The following is a 21,235-nucleotide window of genomic DNA, read 5'->3' on the forward strand; positions in this document are numbered from 1 at the left end:
CCGTCGGCGAAAACCACGACCGGCTGCACAGCGAAGCCGCTTTCGCCATGCTGTGCGGCGTCTCCCCGATCCCCGCCTCCTCCGGCAAGACCACCCGGCACCGCCTCAACCGCGGCGGCGACCGCCAAGCCAACGCCGCGCTCTACCGCGTGGTCCTATGCCGTCTGCGCTGGGATCCACGCACCCGCGCCTACATGGAACGACGCACCCAAGACGGCCTGTCCAAGAAAGAGATCATCCGCTGCCTGAAGCGCTACATAGCCCGCGAACTCTACCGAATCATCACATCAAACGATCAAGAACACATCGCTTGACATCCATAGGAGCATCCCGGCCTCGGCCGCGTTGCCGGATTCATGACTTTTACCGGTGCGCTCTTTGACCTGGACGATTGGATCAGGCCGGCGTGGGCAGAAGCCAGACACGCGTCCGAACGTAAGGGAGGCCCCGTGGAGGCCACGATTGCGCTCCGCCTGCCCAGGGATGCGGCGAGCGTCCCGCTGATCAGGCAGATGCTGGACGGCACGTTGCGGTCGCTCGGCGTCGAGCCGCAGATCCGCGACGACATCGAGCTCATGCTCACCGAGGCGTGCTCCAACGTCATCAAGCACGCGGCGCCGAGTGACGACTACACCGTCAGCGCGTCCGTCCACGACCATCTCTGCGTGATCAAGGTGGTCGACACGGGCAACGGGTTCGACGCGAGCAAGGTGATCGAGGCCACGCAGGGCGAGAACGGCATGGAGCACGGACGCGGCCTGCAGATCATGCGGGCGCTCGCCGACGACATCCGGTTCACCAACAGGCGCGAGCACGGCGCCGTGGTGTGCCTGGAGAAACAGCTGCGCTACGCGCCGGGCGCGGCGGGCCGGCAGCTCATGACCACCTAGCGCCGGCGCCGCGCGCGTCAGGCGTGGCGCTCCGCCGTCGCCGGCGGGTGGCGCCTGGAGCGGTGGGAGTCCCCGCCGCTCCTTCTTCGTGTTCCCGGCCGTTCCTTCGCGCTCCCGGCCGCGAGCCGCAGCCGGCGGCGTATCCGGGGGACGTTCCCGCTCAGGTCGGCGCGCAGGCGGCCGGGCACCCTCGCGCCGGCGAGCCGCAGCCGCAGCCCACCGGTTGCGGCTGCTGCTGGTGCTCCCGCCGGGTTCGCCGTCCGGTGGCGCAGCCGGCGCCACAGGATGCGCCAGCGGATCAGCGTGGCCGCCGCCGTCAGCAGCGCGACCATGGTCACGGCCGAGACGAGCAGCACGGCGAGGACCACGAGGACGGTGACGACCACCAGCGAACCGATCAACCCGATCACTGTCAGCATTCGGCGGAAAATGCCCGCGAAAAAGCGGTTCATGCCACCGCACGGGGATAGATCGCGCTTACCCCTGGGTGCCGGCCGCCGGGCCGAAGCCCCCTGGCAGCAGGTCGAGGCGGTGCAGGATCACGCCCTCGCGCAGCGCCCACGGGCACACGTCGAGGCGCTCGACCTCGAACAGGTCCATGGCCGCGTCGGCGACCAGGGCCCCGGCCGCGAGCTGCATCGCCCGGCCCTCGGACACCCCGGGCAGCGTGGCGCGCTCGGTGGCGCTCATGGTGGTGAGCTTGACCGCCCACTCGGCCATGTCCTGGCGGGTGAGCGAGCGCGAGACGTAGAGCCCCTCCCCCGCCGGGGCCACCCCGGCGATCCTGGCCAGCTGCTTGAAGGTCTTGGACGTGGCCACGGCCCGGTCGGGCACGCCGTACCGGACGACGCCGCCGACGGTCCGCGCGATCTCGGCGCGCACGTGCTTGCGCAGCCTGCGCACCTCGTCGGCGGACGGCGGGTCGCCGGTGAACCAGTCGCGCGTCAGCCGCCCGGCTCCGAGCGGCAGCGACGCGGCCACGTCAGGCTCCTCGTCCACTCCCGCGGCGATCTCCAGCGAGCCGCCTCCGATGTCGAAGGCCAGCATCCGTCCCGAGGACCAGCCGAACCAGCGCCGTACGGCGAGGAACGTCATCCTGGCCTCGTCACGCCCGGACAGCACCTGGATGTGCAGGCCGCACCGGTCGTTGACCTCGGCCAGCACGGCCTCGCCGTTCGCGGCCTCGCGCACGGCGGAGGTGGCGAAGGCCAGCACGTCCTCGACCCCCTTGTCCTCGGCGATGCCGACGGCCTCCTCGACGAAGTCGCCCAGCAGCCCGATGCCGCGCTCGCCGAGCCGGTTGTCCTGGTCGAGGTGCTCGGTCAGGCGCAGTGCGACCTTGTGCGAGTAGGCCGGAATCGGCCGGGCGCCGCGGTGAGCGTCGACGACCAGTAAATGAACGGTGTTCGAACCGATGTCCAGCACGCCTAGTCGCATGGGAAAACGCTACCCTTTTGCGGCTTTTATGGTGAAACCGAGGGGGCTGATTTGCCGAGCTTCTCACCGCCTCCCCAGCGCAGGTGACATGAGGGACTGGAGGGGCGCGCCCTGTGATCGAGAACACGCCGAAGGCACTACTCTTCGGTGTGTCCTGACACGTTTTGGGGGTTCCTTGAGCGCTTGCTGCGGCCCGAGCCGAGACACCGCCCCGGGGCCGTCCCCGGCCGCCGTCGAGATCGCACAGCGGCGGGAGGCGCCGCGCGGGATGGTGCGCGTGCCGGGCGGGACGTTCCTCATGGGTGGCGACGACCCCGACGGGCACCCCGAGGACGGCGAGGGCCCGGTCCGCGAGGTGCGGCTGGAGCCGTTCCTCATCGACCCGGCGTGCGTGACGAACGCGCAGTTCGCCACGTTCGTCAAGGAGACGGGGTACGTGACCGAGGCCGAGGCGATCGGCTGGTCGTTCGTGTTCCACCCGTTCGCCACCGGCGGCGTGATGGACGCGACCGTGCCGGGCGCGCCCTGGTGGGCCGGGGTCGAGGGCGCCACGTGGCGCTCGCCCGAGGGCCCCGGCTCCTCGATCGGCGCACGGCAGAACCACCCGGTCGTCCACGTGTCGTGGAACGACGCCACCGCGTACGCGACGTGGGCAGGAAAGCGGCTGCCCACCGAGGCGGAGTGGGAGATGGCGGCCAGGGGCGGCCTCGAGCGCAAGCGCTACCCGTGGGGCGACGAGCTCGCGTCCAAGGGGCGGCAGCGGTGCAACATCTGGGAGGGGCCCTTCCCGAGCGCGCCGAGCAAGGGCACGCTGCCGGTCAAGTCGTTCCAGCCGAACGGTTACGGGCTCTACAACGTCGTGGGCAACGTCTGGGAGTGGACCGCCGACTGGTGGGGCACCACGTGGGAGCCGTACGCCGAGAACCCGGCGGGGCCGGCCGAGGGCGCCGCGAAGGTCATCCGCGGCGGGTCGTACATGTGTCACGACTCCTACTGCAACCGCTATCGCGTCGCGGCCCGCACCATGAACACCCCCGACTCCTCGACCGGGCACACAGGGTTCCGCTGTGCGGCCATACTCTGATCGCATGTCACGAACCCTGCGACTGCTGATCACCGGCGGCGGCACCGGTGGCCACACCTATCCTGCGCTGACCACCCTCGCGGCCGTGCAACGGCGCCAGTTGCCGCACGACGTGCTGTGGGTGGGCACGGCCAGCGGCCTGGAGGCGCGGATCACGGCCGAGCACGGCATCCCCTTCAAGGCGATCACCACCGGCAAGCTGCGCCGCCGGCCCAACCTCCGCGAGCTGGGCACCAACATCGCCGACGTGTTCCGCATCCCGGTCGGGGTGTTCCAGGCGATCGGGCACGCGGCCCGGTTCCTGCCCGACGTCGTCCTGTCGACCGGGGGCTACGTGGCGGTGCCGATCGGGGTGGCGGCCAAGCTGATCCGGCGGCCGCTGGTGATGCACGAGCAGACCACCGTGGTGGGGCTCGCCAACCGCATCCTGGCCCGGCTCGCGACGCGGATCGCGCTCTCGCACGAGTCGTCGCTCGACCACCTGCCCGCGTCGGCGCGGGCGAAGGCGGTGGTGACGGGCAACCCGATCAGGCCCGAGCTGCTGCAGGGCAACCGGGCGGCGGCCTACGACCTGTTCGGGCTGACGTTCGAGGTGCCGCTGATCTACGTGACGGGCGGCGCCCAGGGCAGCAAGCAGATCAACACGCTGGTCGCGGAGATCCTGCCGCGGCTGCTGCAGCACGCGCAGGTCGTCCACCAGTGCGGGCCCGCCTGGATCGACCAGATGCGCGCCGTCGAGCTGCCCCCCGCGCTGGCCGACCGCTACCACCCGGTGCCGTACGTGGGCGGCGAGCTGGCCGACCTGTTCGCGGCGGCCGACGTGGTGATCTCGCGCAGCGGCGCGGGCACCGTCTCCGAGCTGACCGCCATCGGCAAGCCGTCCGTGCTGATCCCGCTGATCCCGACGGGCGGCGACGAGCAGCGCAAGAACGCCCGCTACCTGGCTGAGGCAGGGGCGGCGCGGGCGCTGCTCGAACCCCGCCCCACGGGCGAGATGCTGCTCGCGGAGCTCGCACCGCTGCTGGCCGACCCGGAGCTGCGCCACATGATGGGCCAGGCCGCGGCCAAGCTCGGCCGGCTCGACGCGGCCGAGGCCCTGTGCGACCTCCTCATGGAGGCCGCGGGGCACGGTGCCCCGTCCCACCCTGGCCCCGGCGCCCCTGGACCTCGCTGACGGCAGGGCCGCTGGGGTCACCGCTCGGGGGTGAGGTGGCGGAAGGCATCCTGGGCTGAGGTGACACTCTGGCTCAGGGCGCGCTCCAAGGCGGCGGCGTCCTGGGTCAGGCGGTGCAGTTCCGGCACGGCCGAGGCGTCGGCGCCCGACTCGGCGAGCAGTTCCTCGTAGCGCGGCAGTCTCGCGGAGAGCTCGGCGATCTGCTGCCTGGCACGGTACGCGCGCTCGGCGTCGGCCACGTGGCGGGCGTACCGCTCCAGGGCCTCCACCCGGGCGGCCACGGCCGCCTCACTCCCGGCCAGCGCCCGCGCGAGGGGCTCGGCCGCGGCCGTCACCTCCCGGGTCACGCCCTCGGCGACGATCTCCCGATGCTCGGCGCGCAGCTTCGACAGCTTGGCCAGCAGCCGGGCGACCTCCCACTCCTGGGCGGGCAGCATCACCGCGTTGCGGACGCCGTCCAGCAGGCCGTCGGCGTGCACGCCCGAGGTCATGACCTGGTCGACGGCCGCCTGCGCGCGGGACAGCAGCGCCCTCGCGCCCTCGTCGAGCTGGTCGCGCAGCACGTAGCGGCCCTCGTAGCGGCGGGCGGCGTCGTACACGTCACGTTCCAGGGCCTCCCGCCGCTCCACCTCGACGTCCCGGCGGGGCCTGACCAGTCCGCCGACGGCGAGCAGCGTGGCGACCATCATGATCGTCACGAAGGCCGGGAAGCGCCCGGCGACGAGCAGGAGGAGGCCGTACGCCGCCACGGTCACCGACGTGGTGGCGAGCGCCGCGCGGGCGATGACGCCGGCCACGGGACGCGGTCGCTTACGGGCTGGCGCCCAGCCCGCGTGGAAGCGTACGAGCAGCCTGCGATGCGCGCGGAGCAGGGCCGCGACGTCGTCGGGCACGGCCGGATCGACTATCACCTTCGCCTGGCGTCCGGGCACGTTCTGGCTCCTTTGTCCGGCTCCTTCTGGCTGGTTCCTCGGTCGGCGGCTGGTCGGCGGCGGGTCCCGGGGGTCAGCCCTCCAGGTAGCGGAACGCCTCATGGGCGGAGCTGACGCTGCGGCGTAAGGTGCGCTCCAGCGCCTCGGCGTCCTCGGCCAGGCGTTCGATCTCGGGGACGGCCAGCGCGTCGGCGCCCGACTCGGCGAGCAACTCCTCGTAGCGCGGCAGCTTGGCGCGCAACTCCTCGATCTGACCGCGGGCATGGAAGGCGCGCTCGGCCTCGGCGACGTGCCCGGCGTAGCGTTCCAGGGCCTCGACGCGGCCGATCACCGCGGACGCGCTGTCGGCCAGGGCCCGTTCCAGCGGCTCGATGACGGCGGCCACCTCGGGCGCGATGCCCCGGGCCTGCAACGCCCTGTGTTCCAGGCGCAGCGCCGACAGCTTGGCCAGCAGCCGGGCGATCTCCCACTCCTGGGCGGGCAGCATGACCGCGTTGCGGGCGTCGTCGAGCAGCCCTTCGGCGTTGACGTGGGAGCGCAGCACCGACCCGATGGCGTGCTGGGCCCGCGCGAGCACCGCTCTCGCCTCCGGGTCGAGGTCCTCCGCCGTCAGGTAGCGGCCTTCGTACAGGTGGGCGTGCTCGTAGACGGTGCGCTCGTGGGGGCGGTCGTCCTCGGGGATCTCGCTCATCGAGGCGATCTTGACGAGGACGACGAACACGAACCCGCCGAGCAACACGAACCCGGCCCATTTCAGCGGGCTGGCCAGTAACAACGCCATGAGTCCGACCACGGCGGGCGTCGCCGCCAGCAGCGCGACGCCCGAGGGGCCGCTGCGGCGCGACTCCTCGGAGGCAGCGGGTGGCACCCATCCGGCTCTGATCCTGGACAGCAGCGGGGCGTTGGCACGCAGCATTCCGGCAACCTCCGGCGGCACCGCCGGATCGACGACCACACCCACGTTCTGTCCTGGCACCCTGGCGCCCCCAACGCTCGTGATGTTCGGATATTACGTAACATTCCGCCTGGGCGTCAGCCTCCGCAAGGTCAGTCTGGGGAACCACCCGTTGCGCTCCCCGAGCACCGCCATGGCCACGGGCACCGGCACCAGCCGCACCACCGTGGCGTCGACCAGCACCGCGACCACGAGCCCCACACCCATGACGCGCAAGCGCGCGGCCGCCGCAGGCCACCCCACAGAGGTACGGCGGTCGGGGCATGACATCCGTCATACGGGTCCGGCTGACGTACGGCACTACACCGCCGACACCCCCGCGCCGCACGCTGTCGGCATGACGAAGAACGCGTGGGAGATGCGGGCGGTGACCAAGAGGTACGGTCCCGTCACCGCTCTCGGCGGCGTCGATCTGGACGTCGGCGAGGGGCAGACCGTCGCGGTGCTCGGCCCCAACGGGGCGGGCAAGAGCACGCTGCTGTCCATCGGGCTCGGCCTGCTCGCCCCTGGCTCGGGCACGGCCAGGGTGCTGGGCCGTACGCCGGTCGAGGCGCTGCGCTCGGGCCGGGTGGGGGCGCTGCTGCAGGAGGCCGGGCTGCCGGACGACGTGCGGGTGGCCGAGCTGGTCACGGCGGTCGCCGGGATGTACCCCGAACCGCTGCCTGCGGCACGCGCGATGCGGGCCGCGGGCGTCGAGGAGTTCGCCGGGCGGCCGGTCGGCAGGCTGTCCGGCGGGCAGCGGCAGCGGGTGCGGTTCGCGCTGTGCCTGGTGGGCGACCCTGACCTGCTGGTGCTCGACGAGCCCACCGCCGGGCTGGATGTCGAGGGCCGCCGCGCCCTCTGGCATGAGGTGCGGTCGCGGACCGCGGCCGGGCGCACGGCCGTCTTCGCCACCCACTACCTCGCCGAGGCCGAGGAGTACGCCGACCGGGTCGTCCTGCTGGCCGGGGGCGAGGTGGTCGCCGACGGCCCGGTCGCCGCCGTCAAGGCGATGGTGGGCGGGACCGAGGTGCGCTGCACGCTCGACGGCGCCGACCCGGCCGCGCTGGAGGCGCTGCCCGGCGTGCGCCAGGTGGGCCTCGAGGGCCGCGCGGTCACGCTGCGCACGAGTGACTCCGACGCGACGCTGCGGGCGCTGTTCACCGCCTACGACGGGGTCTCGGGCGTACGGCTGGAGGACACCGACCTGGAGCGGGCGTTCGTGACGTTGACGGGAGGGCGGGGCTGATGGGCTCGTACCTGAGGCTGGAGCTGCTGCGCGCGTTGCGCAACCCGGTGGGGCTGGTCATGCTGACCGGCTTCCCCGTGCTGCTCTACCTGCTGTGGACCAAGGTGCTGGACCTCGCCCAGGCGGGGCGGGGCGTCGATCCCGCCGCGTACACGATGGTGTCGATGGCCACGTACGGCGCCATGGGCGGCGCGCTGTTCGTCGGCGGGGCGATCGCGCTGGAGCGGGGCAACGGCTGGCTGCGGCAGCTCGCGGTGACGCCGCTGCCCGCGCACGGCTACGTGACGGCCAAGCTGGTCAGCGGGGCGGCGGGGGTGGTGCCGAGCATCGTGGTGGTGCTGGCCGCCGGGGCGCTGCTGAACGGCGTACGCCTGCCGCTCGGCACGTGGGCGGCGCTGGTGGCGCTGATCTGGGTCGGCGTGCTGCCGTTCGCGGCGCTCGGCGTGGCCTTCGGCTACACGCTGAAAGGACAGGTGGCGAGCGTGGCCATGATCGCCGTGTACTTCGGCCTGTCGGTGCTCGGCGGGCTGTGGCTGCCGGTGACGGCCATGCCCGCCGCGATGCGGACACTGGCCGAGTACAGCCCCGCCTACCAGGCCGGGTCCCTGGGGTGGGGAGCTCTGGAGGGCCGGTTGCCGGGGGGCGTCCCGCTGGCGGTGCTGGCCCTCTGGACACTGCTGTTCGCCTCCCTCGCCCTGTGGCGTTACCGTCGGGCGGTGTGACGGGCATCGGTACGGCACAGGACCTCGACCTGTGGCGCGGGCGGCGGGCCGCCAGGGCCGGGGCCTGCGTCTGGCTGCTGCCGATGGGCTGGCCGCTGTGGGTGTTCCTGTCGGCGCGGCCGCAGCCGTGGGCCGTGGTGGCGGTGGCGGCCGCGACGGCGGTGTTCGCCGCGAGCTGGCTGGCGATCATGTGGCGGATGTTCAGCGGGCACGCCATGAAGCCCCGCCCGTGGGCGCTGGCGGGGCTGGTGACGTCCGGACCGGCGCTGATGCCGGTGCTCGGGCCACCGTGGGTGTACCTGTCGTTCGTGTTCGCGGTGAGCGCGTTCGGCACGGCGCTGCGCGGGCGGGCGTTCGCCGCCGCCTGCGCCGCGACGGCCGCCCTGCAGGTGACCGTCCTGCTGAGCCAGGGGGAGGCGGCCGGGCAGGTGTGGTGGGTGCCGATCGCCGTGGCGGCGCAGGCGGCGGCGGTCGACAGCCTCAGGCGCATGGGCGGGCTGATCGCGCGGCTCGACGCCGCCCGGGCCGAGGTGGGCCGGCTCGCCGTGGAGAACGAGCGGCTGCGCTTCGCCCGCGACCTGCACGACACGCTCGGCCACACGCTGACCTCGATCACGATCAGGAGCCAGCTCGCCGCGCGGCTCGCCGCCGCCGACCCCGGCCGGGCCGGTCAGGAGATGACGGAGGTGGAACGGGCGGCGCGGGTGGCTCTGGACGAGGTGCGGCGGGCCGTCGCGGGTTACCGCGCGCCGTCGCTGTCGGAGGAGCTGGAGACGGCGACGCGCAACCTGGGGGTGGCCGGGATCGCGGTCGCGGTCTCCCCCGCCGACGGGCCCGTTCCCGCCGCCGCCGAGGCCCTGCTCGCCTGGGCGGTACGCGAGGGCGCCACGAACGTCCTGCGCCACAGCCGCGCCCGGCACTGCTGGATCGACCTAGGCGTGGACGCGACGTCGGCCACGGTGGAGATCCGCGACGACGGCCGCCCGGCACCCGATGCGGCGAACGGCGGCCCGGCCGCTGCAGCGGAACGGGGTGGGGCCGGTGCGGGCCATGGGGGTGACGGGCTCATCGGCACCCGGACCGGAGCGGGTCACGCGGGTGACGGGCTGACCGGGCCCCTGGTCGGTGCGGGTCATGGAGGTAGTGGGCTGGCCGGGCTCGCCGAGCGGGTGGGGGGTGTGGGCGGGCGGTTGGAGGCCGGGACGCCGCCCGGTGGTGGGTACCGGCTGCACGTGCGCGTCCCGCTGGGCGGCGGCTCGTGATCCGGGTGCTGATCGCCGACGACCAGGACCTCGTCAGGGGCGGCCTGGCGGCGCTGCTCGGCCTGGAGGACGACATCGACGTCGTGGCGGAGGTGGGCCGCGGCGACGAGGTCCTCGCCGCCGTACGGGAGCACGCGCCCGACGTGGTGCTCCTCGACATCGAGATGCCCGGCATGTCCGGGCTTGAGGTGGCCGAACGGCTCCATGACCGCAAAGTGGTCATCGTGACCACGTTCGCCCGTCCCGGGTATCTCAGCAGGGCGCTCGACGCCGGGGTCGCCGGGTACGTGGTGAAGGACGCCCCCGCCGCCGAGCTGGCCGCCACCGTGCGCCGCGTGATGGCGGGCGAGCGGGTCGTCGATCCGAAGCTGGCCGTCACCGCGCTGACCACCGGCCCGAACCCGCTGACCCAGCGCGAGGCGGAGGTCCTGCGCACCGCCGCCGGCGAGGCCACCGTGGCGGACATCGCCCGCCGCCTGTTCCTGACGGAGGGCACCGTACGGAACTACCTGTCGTCGGCGATCGGCAAGACCGGCGCCCGCAACCGCGCGGAGGCCGTACGCGTGGCCGAGCAGCGCGGCTGGCTCTGACCGGAGCCGCCCCCCGATCGGGCCGGCGCCCACCGTGCCCCAGCCGATCGGGCCGGCGCCCGCCGCCCCAGCAGGTCGGGCCGGTGCCCTCCGGCCCAGCAGGTCGGGCCGGCGCCCTCCGGCGGAGGGCGTCCGGGCGCCGTCGGGTCAGTCGAGGCGGCGGGGGTCTCCCGGGAGGAGGGCGTCCTGGTGGATCTCCCACAGGGCCGACTCGGGGATGCCGGCCTTGACGAGCTGGTCCCAGGTCGCCATCCGGTCGGCGGGGTCGGCGAGCATCGCCTCCAGCAGGGGCCGCAGCTCCTCCCGGTCGCCGTCCTCGTCGCGCCACAGCCCGCCCAGCGCCGCGTAGATGGCGGGCGTGCGGACGGAGCCGGCCCGCAGCAGCTCCTCCAGGATGCCCGCACGTTCCGGGTAAGGCAGCGACCGCCCCTCCCCCACCGCCCGCACGAGCAGGTCGAGCAGCCGGCGGTGGTGCGGCGCCTGCCCGGTCGCGACGGCCACGACGACGTCCCCCATGCCGCTGCCCGTACTGGCGCCGATGCCGGCGCCCGTCCCGTCGGGGACCGCGCCGAGCAGGACGTCCTCCACGCCGTCGGTCATGATGCGGCGCGCCGACAGCGCGGTGACGAGCCCGTCCCAGCCCTCCTGCCCGAGCTGCCCCTTCCACAGGTACGTCAGCGACGTCCACCGCTCGAGGTGGTCGGGCCCGTGCAGGATCGACGAGACCGTCACCGGCTTCTCGGCGGCGGCCACGACGAGGAGGGCGAGGTTGGCGGAGTAGGCGGCCAGGCGGCGGGTCATCGTGTGCCGTACCGGGCGGAAGCCGGTGAAGTGCCGCCGCGGCCGTTCGTGCAGCGACCGCCGCAGCAGCCCGGCCAGCTGCTCGACGCAGCGGGCCCGCACCTCGGACGGCACCTGGTCGAGCAGTTCCAGCACGAACCCGATGATCGGCCCCCGCTCGGCCAGGCAGGAGTGGGACGTGACCGCGTACAGCAGGTCGTCGTCCACGGCCTGGACGAGGGCGAGCGGCTCGTCGCCGAGGAGACGGCGGCGGCGGTCGAGGTCGCGCACCGCGTACATGGTGAGCCAGGCGACGAGGAACTCGCCGAAGGTGGAGTGCAGGAACGCGTGCCCGTTGCGGCGGACGAAGAAGAAGCGCCCGGTGGCCCGGCGCGCCCAGTCGGTGCGGGGCTCGTCCTCGCCGGGCTCCTCCTCGCCGCCGTGGCACAGGGCGGGCAGGTCGCGGCGGAGCATCTCGTCGGTGACGACCTGGCTGCCGCGCGCCAGCATGGACAGCGCCACCGCGCCGAGCAGCACGAGCTCCTGGTCGATCGCCACCCGCTGCGCGCCGCCGGTCTCGCGTTCGGTGTAGTCGCGCAGCAGTACCTCGTACAGGCGGGCGCGGGCCAGGGGGCCGTGGTCGTGCTGCAGCGCGTTGCCGCCCGCGTCGTAGAGCGCGAGCAGCAGCAGGAGCAGCGGGTGCCTGGCCATCTCGCCGTGCACGAGCGCCGCCTCGGCGGGCAGCGGCCGCAGGTCGCGCCGGGCGAGCAGGGCCCGGTTGGCCTGGTCCCAGATGTCGAGCCACTGGCGTACCTGCTCGTCGTCGAACGGCCGCAGCTGCAGCGCGAGCAGGCCCTCGGGGAAGCGGATGCGGTCGGCCACCACGGTGCGGCTGGTCACGAGCACCGCGACGGGACGTCCGAGAGCCGCCTCGGACGCCTGGAACTCGCGGACCCGCTCGAGGTAGTCGTAGCGGTGGACGCCGCCCTGGACAAGCTCGTCGAAGCCGTCCAGCAGGATCACCGGCATCGCGCCGTCGCCGGCCGCCACGAGGTCTGCGTAGCCGATCTCCTCGCCGAGCACGGCGGCGACGGCCTGCTCGATCTGCTCGGCGATACCGGCCCTGGCCCGTACGGCGCCGAGCTCGACCCGGATCGGCAGGAACTCGGAGCGGGCGAGCCGGGCGGCCAGCACCTCGGCCAGCTTGGTCTTGCCCGAGCCTGGCTCGCCCAGCACGAGCAGCGGCGCCTGGGTGGCGCGCAGCGAGGTCAGGTGTCCGGCGAGGAACGCCTCGAGGTCGGCCAGCGGCCGCTGCTCGTCCCACCAGCCCCGGTCGGCCGGCGCCGAGTCGCGGGTCAGCTCCGCCACCCGGCAGCGCGGGCTCAGGTATCCCTCGCCGAGCAGCGGCAGCGACACGTCCTCCGGCAGCTTGCCGGCTTGCAGGAGCGGCTGGTCGAGGGCGTTGGCGGCCATCCTGACCCGGTGGATCAGCGGCCGGTCGCCGACGCGCGGCGGGGCGAGGTCGGCGAGCAGCCACGCCACCCGCGACAGTGCGGTGGACGGCTGCGGGCGTTCGGTGACGAGGCTGCGCACGCCGAACTCGTGGCTGTCGATCGCGAGGGAGCGGTAGTCGTCCTCGTAGCGGCGCAGGGCCCTGGCGGGCGGGCCCTCGGCCAGCAGGCGGGGCAGCAGGAGCTGGTCGTCGACGGTCAGCTCGTCCCATACGGCCAGGCCGCCGACGTATCCGGCGACGGCCTCCGACATGCGCTGGAACACCCGCTCCACGGCCTCGCGGGTGTCGGCGTACGGCACGTGCGGCTCGGGCGTGGGCAGGGGCCGTACGAGCATGGTGGCCACCAGCCGGGCGAACCGCTCGCGCGTCGGAACCCCGTGGGAGATCGGCTCGCCCCGGTCGAGCTGCTCGAGCGTGAACGGCAGCGGGACCGCGCCGAGCGCCTCGAAGTACGCCGTCACCACGACGACGGCGTGCGCGGCGGCCAGGCGCTGCGTGCGGGTGTGCCGGTCGACGCCGCCGCGCAGCTCCGGCATGCGGCGCAGGACGTCCTCGCCGAAGCCGAGAATGGCCTCGCGCATGTCCCGCAGGCTCGTCGTGGCCAGCTGCCCGCTGCCGGCCAGCGCGTACCCGGTGCGCGCGGCGGTCGAGGCGAACCCGACGACCTTGACGAGCCTGCCGTCCCTGCAAGCGAGGATCCGCAGGGCGTCGGCGTAGCTCGGGGTCTCGATCATGCCTGCTCCAAGGGGACCGGGGGTCGTCCCATCATGCGGGGTGTGCCGCCGCCGTGCGGGCGCGTTCGCCGGACGATCTCATACCCCTTTCACGGCCTCGGCGATCTCCGGCAGCGTCGCCGGGTCCTCGATGGTGGACGGGGTCTCGTACGGCTCGCCGTCGGCGATGTTCCGCATCGTGGCGCGCAGGATCTTGCCCGAGCGGGTCTTCGGCAGGCGGGCGACGACGACGGCGCGCCGGAAGGCGGCGACGGGACCGATGCGTTCGCGTACGAGGGCGACGAGCTCCTGTTCCACCTGCGCCGGGTCGCGGGCCGCTCCTGCCTTCAGCACCACGAACCCCATCGGGACCTGGCCCTTCAACGGGTCGGCGACGCCGACCACCGCGCATTCGGCCACGTCGGGGTGGGCCGCGACGACCTCCTCCATGGCTCCGGTGGACAGCCGGTGACCGGCCACGTTGATGACGTCGTCGATGCGGCCCATGACGTAGAGGTAGCCGTCCTCGTCGAGGTGGCCGCCGTCGCCGGTCAGGTAGTGGCCGGGGTAGCGCCGCAGGTAGGAGCGGGCGTAGCGGGCCTCGTCGCGGTAGAGGGTGGGCAGCGCTCCTGGCGGCAGCGGGAGCTTGATGGTGACCGCTCCTTCCACGCCGGGCGGGCAGTCGCGGCCGTCGGGGTCGAGGACGTGCACGTCCCAGCCGGGCACGGCCTTCGTCGGTGAGCCGGGTTTGACGGGCAGGCGTTCGATGCCGGCGCAGTTGGCGGCGATCGGCCAGCCGGTCTCGGTCTGCCACCAGTGGTCGAGGACGGGGATGCCGAGCAGGTCGGAGGCCCAGTGGTAGGTGTCGGGGTCGAGCCGCTCACCGGCGAGGAACAGGTACCGCAACCCCGACAAGTCCCACTTTTTCAGGTATTCGCCGTACGGGTCCTCTTTTTTGATGGCACGGATCGCAGTCGGCGCGGTGAACAGCGTGCGCACCCCGTACGTGGACACCACCCGCCAGAACGCGCCCGGGTCGGGCGTGCCGACGGGCTTGCCCTCGTACAGCACCGTCGTGCAGCCCGCCAGCAGCGGGGCGTAGACGATGTAGGAGTGGCCCACCACCCAGCCCACGTCGGAGGCCGCCCAGTAGACCTCGCCGGGGGCGGCGCCGTACACGTTGGCCATGCTCCAGTGCAGCGCCACCGCGTGACCGCCGTTGTCGCGCACCACGCCCTTGGGCACGCCGGTGGTGCCGGAGGTGTAGAGCACGTAGAGCGGGTCGGTCGCGGCCACGCTCACGCAGCCCGCGGGCTCGGCGTCCGCGACGGCCGGCGCCCAGTCGAGGTCGCGTCCTTCCCGCAGCTCGGCCGCGCACTGCGGCCGCTGCAGGATCACGCACCGCTCCGGCCGGTGCGCCGCCTGCTCCAGCGCGGCGTCCAGCAGCGGCTTGTACGCCACCACGCGCGACGGCTCGATGCCGCACGACGCCGACAGCACCACCTTGGGCCGCGCGTGGTCGATCCGCACGGCCAGCTCCCTGGCCGCGAACCCGCCGAAGACCACCGAGTGCACGGCCCCGAGCCGGGCGCAGGCCAGCATGGCGACGACCGCCTCTGGCACCATCGGCATGTAGATCACCACGGTGTCGCCGGCGGTCACCCCAAGGTCGCGCAGCATCCCCGCCGTACGCGCCACCTCGTCGAGCAGCTCGGCGTAGGTGTACGTGCGGGACGTGCCGGTGACCGGGCTGTCGTGGATCAGCGCCGGCTGCCCGCCGCGGCCCGCGGCCACGTGCCGGTCGATCGCGTTGTAGCAGGTGTTCAACCGTCCGTCGGTGAACCAGCGCGCGCCGTCGAACACGGTGGCCGGCGGCTGGTCCCAGGTGATGCCGAGCGCGGCCGCTCCCCAGAACTCCTCGGGCCGCTCGATGCTGTGCTGGTAGGTCTCGTCGTAGCCGCTCACCAATCGATCAGAACAGGCGGTCCCCCGTGGCGCAAGATATGGGGGTGAGCGAAGACATGATCCTTTCCGTCGTGACGGGATCCCGTGCGTACGCGCTGGAGACGGACTGCTCCGACACCGACCGGCGCGGCGTGTTCGTGGCGCCGACCGCGGCCTTCTGGCGGCTGGACAAGCCCGCCACCCACCGCGACGGGCCGTTGCCGGAGCAGTTCTCGTGGGAGGTCGAGCGCTTCTGCCGCCTCGCGCTGCAGGCCAACCCCACCGTCCTCGAATGCCTGTGGTCGCCCGTCGTCGAGGTGGTCACACCCGCCGGGCAGCGGCTGCTCGACCTGCGCGAGGCGTTCCTGTCGGAGCGGGCGCGGCAGACGTTCGCCGGGTACGCCCTCGACCAGTTCCGCCGCCTCGACCAGGAACGGCCGAAGTGGAAGCAGGCCATGCACATGGTGCGGCTGCTGCTGAGCGGGCTGCATCTCGTCCGGCACGGCGAGCCGATGGTGCGCGTCGGCGAGCACCGGGAGCGGCTCCTCGCGATCAGGCGGGGCGAGGTGCCGTGGGCCGAGGTGGACGCCTGGCGTGAGAGCCTGTCGGCGGAGCTGGCCGCGGCCGCGAACACGCTGCCGCCGCTGCCCGACCGCGATCGGGTGGAGGAGTTCCTGGTCGGCGTACGGAAGGAGCATCTGTGACGGCGTTACCGCCCTGGCTGCCGGAGATCCCCGGCGGGCAGCCGTACCCGTCGGTCTTCGCCACGGTGAGCGGGGCCCACCTGTACGGCTTCCCGTCGGCCGACTCCGACGTCGACCTGCGGGGGGCGCACGTGCTGCCGGTCCCCGAGGTCGCCGGGCTGCGTCACGGACCCGCGACGCTGGAGCGCACCTGGACGCGCGAGGGCGTGGAGGTCGACCTCGTCACCCACGACGTGGCGAAGTTCTGCCGGCTGCTGCTCGGACGCAACGGCTACGTGCTGGAGCAGCTGCTGTCGCCGCTGGTCGTGGCGTCGTCGCCGGTGCACGAGGAGCTCGTCGCGCTCGCCCCCGGGTGCGTGACCCGGCACCACGCCCACCACTATCTCGGCTTCGCGCGCACGCAGTGGCGGCTGTTCGGCAGGAACGGCGAGCTGAAGCCGCTGCTGTACACCTTCCGCGTCCTCGCCACCGGCACCCACCTCATGCGCACCGGCGAGCTGGAGGCCGACCTGACCCGCCTGTACGCGTACGGGCCCGCGTACCTGCCCGGCCTGGTGGCGGCCAAGCGCGCGGCCGAGCACGTCGCCGCGCCCGCGGGGCCGGACTTCGAGCGGGACGTCGCGCGGATGACGGCCGCGCTGGAGGAGGCACACCAGGCTTCACGGCTGCCGGAGCGGGCCACGGCCGACGAGGCCCTGCACGACGTCGTCGTCCGCAGCCGCCTGGGGAACGGACGGAGCCGCTGACATGGACCTCGTGGGCAGGCGGGAGGCGCTGACCGCCGCCGACGAGGTGCTCGCGTCCGGTTCCGGGGCCCTGGTGGTCGAGGGGCCCGCCGGGATCGGGAAGAGCCGTCTGCTGAAGGAGGCGGCGGGGCCGGCGCGCGCGCGTGGCATGGCCGTCGCGTACGGGCGCGCCACCGAGCTCGACCGCGTCGCGCCGCTGTCCACCCTGCTGCGGGCACTCGGCCGGCTCGGCGAGCCGCCCGGCGGGTTCGACGCCCTCGGGTGGGCGGCGGAGGTGGTCGCTCGGGCCGCCCGAGCCGGGCCGACGGCGATCGTCCTGGACGACGCGCAGTGGGCCGACGAGCTGACCTGCCTGGCGTTGCGGCACCTCATCCATGAACCCGCCGGTGCGCCGGTGGTGTGGCTGCTGGGGCGGCGGCCGTTCCCCGCGCAGCCCGCGATCGACGCCCTCGTCTCCGACGGCGCCCGGCGGGTTCCGCTGGCACCGCTCGGCGAGGACGAGGCGGCCGAGTTCTGCGCGCGCCTGCTCGGGGCGCGCCCGGGGCCTTCGGTGCTGAACCTGGCACGCGCCGCGGGCGGCAACCCGTTCCTCCTGGAAGAGGCCCTCAACGGGCTACGCGCGGAGGGCCGGGTCGTGGTGTCAGGCGGCGTGGCGACGATCGAAGGTGCTGGGCCTGCCTCGAGCTTCGGCGCCCCTGTCGAGCGACACCTGCCCGCCGGGTTCGGCGCGGCCGTCGAGCGGCGGTTGCGCGATCTGCCTGCCGGGACGCGGCGGTTGCTGGAGGCGGGGGCGGTGCTGCGGCGGCCGTTCACCGTGCACGAGGCCGCGGGAGTGCTCGGCATGCCGCCCGGCGCGCTGCTCCCGGACGTCCGGGCGGCCGTGCGGGCGCAGGCGCTCGTCGAGGACGGCGACCGGCTCGCGTTCCGGCACGACCTCATCCGGGAGGCGCTCTACGACGGCCTCCCCGCCGCCGTCCGGGCGGCGCTGCACCGCGAGGCGGCGGCCGTGCTGCGGTTGGAGGGCAGCCCGGCGGCCGAGCTGGCCGAGCACCTGCGGCACGGCGCGCGGGCAGGTGACGTGGCGGCGATCCGCGAGCTGCGCGCCGCCGCCGAGGACATGACCGCCGCCGCACCTTCGGCCGCCGCCGACCTCATGCTGCGGGCCCTGGAACTCGCCCGTCCCGCCGAACCCGGTACGCCCGCCGCGCGTGAGCGGCAGGGGCTGGCGGCCGGGGTGGTGCGGCTGCTGGCCTCGGCGGGACGGCTGGCCGAGGCCCGCGAGGTGGCCGACGCCCCGGACGCCGGACTCGGTCCCGCCGAGGCGGCGGGGGTGACGCTCGGGCTGGCCGAGGCGCTCAAGCACGCCGGTGACGACCACGGTGTCATCCGGCGCACCGGCCGGGCGCTGGAGCGGGCGGACGTGCCGGTGCGGGAGCGGGCCCGGCTGCTGGCCGTACGCGCGCACGCGCTGATGACGGCGGGCGAGATCGACGCCGCCGACCGGGCGGCCGCCGAGGCGGTCGCCGCGGGCGAGCCCTTCGCGCAGGTGGTGGGGTTGCAGGCGCGTTCGGTCGTGGCGCTGACGCGCGGCGAGCCGCGGGAGGCGCTGGAGCACGCCCGGCGCGCGGTGGCTCTGGCGGACGCGGCCGGCGGCGAGGCGGCGCACCGGCATCCCCGGCTGTGGCTGGGCGCCGCGCTCACGGCCCTCGACCGGTTGGAGGAGGCGCAGGAGGCGTACGCGGTGGTCGGGCGGGAGTCAGGACGGCTCGGCACGGCGTGGTCGTCGCCCCTGCTGCACCGCTTCCTGGCCGGGCTGCTGCTGGCGCTCGGACGCGTGGACGACGCGGCGGCCGAGGCGGAGGCGGGGCTGCGGGTGGCCCGCCGGCTGGACGCCCCGGCCCTGAGCCCGGCGCTGCTGGGCGTGCTCGGCCGGGTGGCGCTGCTGCGCGGCGACCGAGCGGCGGCGCGGGCGTACGTGGACCGCGGGCGCGACCTGGCCGGCGACGGGCCCGGCCTGGTCGCCGTCGAGCTGCGCTGGCGCCGCCTGCTGCTCGGACCGCCGCCCGCCGCCGTCCAGGACCGCTCGTCCGGCGCGCCGGAGCGGGCGGGCGACGAGCCGCCGTGGGGCGGGGCGCTGGCGTACCTGGTCGGGCAGGAGCCGTGGGAGGCGGTGCGGCTGCGGGCGGTGCCGGGCGTGCGGGAGTGCCTGCGCGACCTCGCGCGGCGCAACCCCGGCGTGGCGTCGCTGGTCGCGGCGGCCGCGCACGCCGAGGGGCGGCTGGAGGAGGCGGTCGAGCTGTACCGTACGGCGCCCCGCCCGCTCGGGTTGGCGGCGGCGCTGGAGGAGGCGGGCCGGCACGCCGAGGCCCGCGAGGTGTACGCGGCATGCGGCCTCACCGGCCGCCCCACCAGCGGTTTCGCGGGCGGATCTGCCGGTGGTGGCGAGGCCGGGGGTGGCGGTCAGCGGGTGGACCGGTGGGGGTGGGAGGCGTTGACGGGGGCGGAGTTGCGGGTTGTGCGGCTCGTTGCTCAGGGCATGACGAACCGGGAGGTCGCTGCGGCGCTGTTCCTGTCACCGCACACCGTGGACAGCCACCTGCGGCACGCCTTCGCCAAGCTCGGCGTGAACAGCCGGGTGGAGCTCACCCGGCAGGTGCTCGCCCACGACCACCCGGACTGACTCACCCCCGGAGGCGGTCGAAGAGGGTTTTGACGTCCTCCGGCGGGAGATCGGCGCCGAATTCCTCCGTCAGGCGGTGGGCCAGTTCGTCGGGTGTGGCGTAGGTGTCGTCCTGGAGGCGGATGCGGGCGTCGGGCGTGGTGCGCTGGGCCAGGACGTGGTTCACGAACGGCGAGCGGGGGTTGCGCGAGACGTAGAAGTTGGCCACCGCGAAGTCGGCCGGGTAGTGCGGCTCGTCGGGACGTAACGCGTACAGCGCGGTCTCCTCCGCCGAGCCGGTCTCACTCGCGTGCAGCACCATGAAGTCGCCGTCGCGGCCGAGCCGCCAGTGCCACGGGCCCGACTCCATCGTGGCGCCGTCCTCGAACGGCATCGGCTCCACCAGACCGTCACCGCCGAACCCGACGTCCGCGAGCCACGTGCAGCCGTCCGCCACGACGGTGAGCGTGGCGTGCGAGCGCGGCAGGTGGCCGCGGCCGAGCCGGATGCGGGCCAGGTGGCGGGTCACGGTGAAGCCGAGCTGTTCGAGCGCGGCGGCGAACAGCAGGTTGTGCTCGTGGCAGTAGCCGCCGCGCCCGCGGGTCACGAGCTTGTCCTGCAGGCTCCCGACGTCAAGCAGGATGTCCCTGCCGAGGACGACGTCGAGGTTCTCGAACGGGATGGCGCGCACGTGCGCCAGGTGGACGGCGCGCAGCGTGCGCGCGTCGGGGGTGCGTGGCCCGCCGTGCCCGACGCGGGCGAGATAGGCGTCGAGGTCGAGCTTGCCGGTGTCCCAAAGGTCAGTCGTCATGGGACCAAGCCTCGCCGGTACGGCGGGCCACGCGCATCACGCGTTCACGGGATTCGCCGACAGCACAAGGCGGGCGCCGAAGTTACGGTAGCCGCCCCGTTCGAAGGCCCGTGCCATCGGCACGTTGCCCGCGTCGGTGTCGGCCACGATCCGCTGCACGCCGCGTCCGGCGTGGAACCGGGTGATCTCGCCGAGCAGGTCGTCGATGTACCCATGGCCGCGCCGCTCGGGCACGACCCCGAGGTAGCCCACCACGGCCCCGCCGTCGTTCGCCGACGGCACGGCGAAGCCGACGAGGTCGCCGTCCTCGTCGTAGGCCAGCCGCCACCACGAGCGGTCGCCCGGCATCGACCGGTAGTCGCGCACATCGGCCCTGGCCTGCTCCACCGGGCTCATCGTGAGGAGTTCCTTGCGGGTGTAGTAGTCGAGCGTCCCGACCGCCGCCCGTTGGAAAGCCTCCACGAAGGCCTCGTCGTCGTCGTTGGCGGCGAACGTCACCCGGCGCGAGGGTTCGGGGACGGGACAGTCGCCGGCCGTCCACTCGAAGCGGAGCCGTTCGAGCTCCTCGGTGAGACCGGCGCGGCCGGCCGCCTCCCACCGCCAGCCGATCGCGGCGGTCGTGCTGGGTGTCTGGCGCCATCCGTTGGCGACGAACACGTGGTACTCGGGCGCCTTGCCGTAGGCGGCGTGGGCGCGGCCCAGCAGCTCGGCGGCGAGCGCCACCCGGTCGGCGACCGAGTCGTGGACGTAGAGGCAGTCCAGCGCGTACGGCACGGGCTGGTCGGGGATGCTCCACCAGACGGCGCGGGCGAGGATCTCGCCGCTCCGCTGGTCCTCGGCGAGCCAGATGCGGTCGAAGCGGTAGTGGCCGCTCTCCAGGTAGCCCTTCAGCCGATCGGGACGTGACCAGCTGATGCCTTCGTCGACGACGCAGCCCAGCAGGCGGTCCAGATCGTCCTCGACGGCAGTACGGAACAACATGCTTCCTCCGAGAAGCAGAAGTGGGCGCATCGGGCGCCCATCAACAAACGGGACATCTCAGCGCCTCCTTTCTTCCGACTTTTCGGTGCGAGCTGCACTTTAGCTCGAAA

Annotated in this window: 19 protein-coding genes; 11 read left to right on the plus strand and 8 right to left on the minus strand. The window is 73.9% G+C overall.

Going from position 1 to position 21,235, the window contains the following annotated elements; translation table 11 throughout:
• Both BLR04_RS34670 and BLR04_RS34675 read left to right on the plus strand, forming a co-directional pair.
• On the plus strand, window positions 1–314 hold a 314-nt coding region (locus tag BLR04_RS34670), incomplete at its 5' end, for a transposase (RefSeq protein WP_143022347.1).
• Between the two features lie 135 nt (window positions 315–449).
• Complete coding sequence (locus BLR04_RS34675) at window positions 450–890, plus strand: ATP-binding protein (RefSeq protein WP_090773362.1); 441 nt, start codon at window positions 450–452, stop codon at window positions 888–890.
• A 17-nt stretch (window positions 891–907) separates the two neighbouring features.
• Here BLR04_RS34675 and BLR04_RS34680 read toward each other — a convergent pair whose 3' ends face one another.
• Window positions 908–1,309: a hypothetical protein gene (locus BLR04_RS34680; protein ID WP_090773364.1), complete on the minus strand. Its 402-nt coding sequence runs from the start codon at window positions 1,307–1,309 to the stop codon at window positions 908–910.
• Between the two features lie 58 nt (window positions 1,310–1,367).
• The gene (locus BLR04_RS34685) at window positions 1,368–2,327 is read right to left on the minus strand and encodes a Ppx/GppA family phosphatase (protein ID WP_090773366.1); all 960 of its coding nucleotides are present in this window, start codon (window positions 2,325–2,327) and stop codon (window positions 1,368–1,370) included.
• 268 nt (window positions 2,328–2,595) lie between these two features.
• Here BLR04_RS34685 and BLR04_RS34690 point away from each other — a divergent pair, with 268 nt between their 5' ends.
• Both BLR04_RS34690 and BLR04_RS34695 read left to right on the plus strand, forming a co-directional pair.
• A complete protein-coding gene (locus BLR04_RS34690; protein WP_090773368.1) occupies window positions 2,596–3,411 on the plus strand; it encodes a formylglycine-generating enzyme family protein in 816 nt (271 codons plus the stop codon).
• A gap of 4 nt (window positions 3,412–3,415) precedes the next feature.
• Entirely contained in the window at window positions 3,416–4,585 is a 1,170-nt protein-coding gene (locus BLR04_RS34695) for a UDP-N-acetylglucosamine--N-acetylmuramyl-(pentapeptide) pyrophosphoryl-undecaprenol N-acetylglucosamine transferase (protein WP_090773370.1), read from the plus strand.
• A 17-nt stretch (window positions 4,586–4,602) separates the two neighbouring features.
• Here BLR04_RS34695 and BLR04_RS34700 read toward each other — a convergent pair whose 3' ends face one another.
• Both BLR04_RS34700 and BLR04_RS34705 read right to left on the minus strand, forming a co-directional pair.
• The gene (locus BLR04_RS34700; RefSeq protein ID WP_245740860.1) at window positions 4,603–5,517 is read right to left on the minus strand and encodes a CobD/CbiB family protein; all 915 of its coding nucleotides are present in this window, start codon (window positions 5,515–5,517) and stop codon (window positions 4,603–4,605) included.
• Window positions 5,518–5,590: 73 nt separating this feature from the next.
• Window positions 5,591–6,478 (minus strand): hypothetical protein, encoded by an 888-nt coding sequence (locus BLR04_RS34705; protein WP_245740861.1) that lies wholly within the window; start codon window positions 6,476–6,478, stop codon window positions 5,591–5,593.
• A 106-nt stretch (window positions 6,479–6,584) separates the two neighbouring features.
• Between BLR04_RS34705 and BLR04_RS34715 the strand changes: the two genes are divergently transcribed.
• From BLR04_RS34715 to BLR04_RS34730, 4 genes are read left to right on the plus strand one after another with little or no spacing between them, the layout of a single operon-like run.
• Window positions 6,585–7,700: an ABC transporter ATP-binding protein gene (locus BLR04_RS34715; protein WP_245740862.1), complete on the plus strand. Its 1,116-nt coding sequence runs from the start codon at window positions 6,585–6,587 to the stop codon at window positions 7,698–7,700.
• On the plus strand, window positions 7,700–8,422 hold the full coding sequence (locus BLR04_RS34720) for an ABC transporter permease (protein WP_090773378.1): 723 nt from the start codon (window positions 7,700–7,702) through the stop codon (window positions 8,420–8,422). The genes BLR04_RS34715 and BLR04_RS34720 overlap by 1 nt, the downstream gene beginning before the upstream one ends.
• Window positions 8,419–9,684, plus strand: coding sequence for a sensor histidine kinase (locus BLR04_RS34725; protein ID WP_143022348.1), 1,266 nt, complete (start codon window positions 8,419–8,421; stop codon window positions 9,682–9,684). The genes BLR04_RS34720 and BLR04_RS34725 overlap by 4 nt, the downstream gene beginning before the upstream one ends.
• A complete protein-coding gene (locus BLR04_RS34730; RefSeq protein WP_090773382.1) occupies window positions 9,681–10,274 on the plus strand; it encodes a response regulator transcription factor in 594 nt (197 codons plus the stop codon). Before BLR04_RS34725 ends, BLR04_RS34730 begins: the two co-directional genes overlap by 4 nt.
• Before the next feature lie 147 nt (window positions 10,275–10,421).
• Here the strand turns inward: BLR04_RS34730 and BLR04_RS34735 are convergent, their stop codons facing one another.
• Together BLR04_RS34735 and BLR04_RS34740 are read right to left on the minus strand one after the other, a co-directional pair.
• A complete protein-coding gene (locus BLR04_RS34735; RefSeq protein ID WP_090773384.1) occupies window positions 10,422–13,301 on the minus strand; it encodes an NACHT domain-containing protein in 2,880 nt (959 codons plus the stop codon).
• Window positions 13,302–13,379: 78 nt separating this feature from the next.
• Window positions 13,380–15,245, minus strand: a complete 1,866-nt coding sequence (locus tag BLR04_RS34740) for a propionyl-CoA synthetase (protein WP_090773386.1) — start codon at window positions 15,243–15,245, stop codon at window positions 13,380–13,382.
• A 71-nt stretch (window positions 15,246–15,316) separates the two neighbouring features.
• On the opposite strand from BLR04_RS34740, the gene BLR04_RS34745 reads away from it, so the two are divergent.
• Genes BLR04_RS34745 through BLR04_RS34755 form a run of 3 tightly spaced genes read left to right on the plus strand, consistent with a single transcriptional unit; the run spans window position 15,317 to window position 19,354 of the window.
• Window positions 15,317–15,928 (plus strand): nucleotidyltransferase domain-containing protein, encoded by a 612-nt coding sequence (locus tag BLR04_RS34745; protein ID WP_245740863.1) that lies wholly within the window; start codon window positions 15,317–15,319, stop codon window positions 15,926–15,928.
• Window positions 15,925–16,674, plus strand: coding sequence for a nucleotidyltransferase domain-containing protein (locus BLR04_RS34750; RefSeq protein ID WP_090773390.1), 750 nt, complete (start codon window positions 15,925–15,927; stop codon window positions 16,672–16,674). The genes BLR04_RS34745 and BLR04_RS34750 overlap by 4 nt, the downstream gene beginning before the upstream one ends.
• 1 nt (window position 16,675) lies before the next feature.
• Entirely contained in the window at window positions 16,676–19,354 is a 2,679-nt protein-coding gene (locus BLR04_RS34755) for an ATP-binding protein (protein WP_090773392.1), read from the plus strand.
• 1 nt (window position 19,355) lies between these two features.
• Here the strand turns inward: BLR04_RS34755 and BLR04_RS34760 are convergent, their stop codons facing one another.
• Window positions 19,356–20,144: an arylamine N-acetyltransferase family protein gene (locus BLR04_RS34760; RefSeq protein WP_090773394.1), complete on the minus strand. Its 789-nt coding sequence runs from the start codon at window positions 20,142–20,144 to the stop codon at window positions 19,356–19,358.
• A 36-nt stretch (window positions 20,145–20,180) separates the two neighbouring features.
• Window positions 20,181–21,125, minus strand: a complete 945-nt coding sequence (locus BLR04_RS34765) for a GNAT family N-acetyltransferase (RefSeq protein WP_176903434.1) — start codon at window positions 21,123–21,125, stop codon at window positions 20,181–20,183.
• Window positions 21,126–21,235 lie beyond the last annotated feature (110 nt).

This window comes from Nonomuraea maritima, assembly GCF_900100395.1.
In the GTDB taxonomy this organism is placed as follows: domain Bacteria; phylum Actinomycetota; class Actinomycetes; order Streptosporangiales; family Streptosporangiaceae; genus Nonomuraea; species Nonomuraea maritima.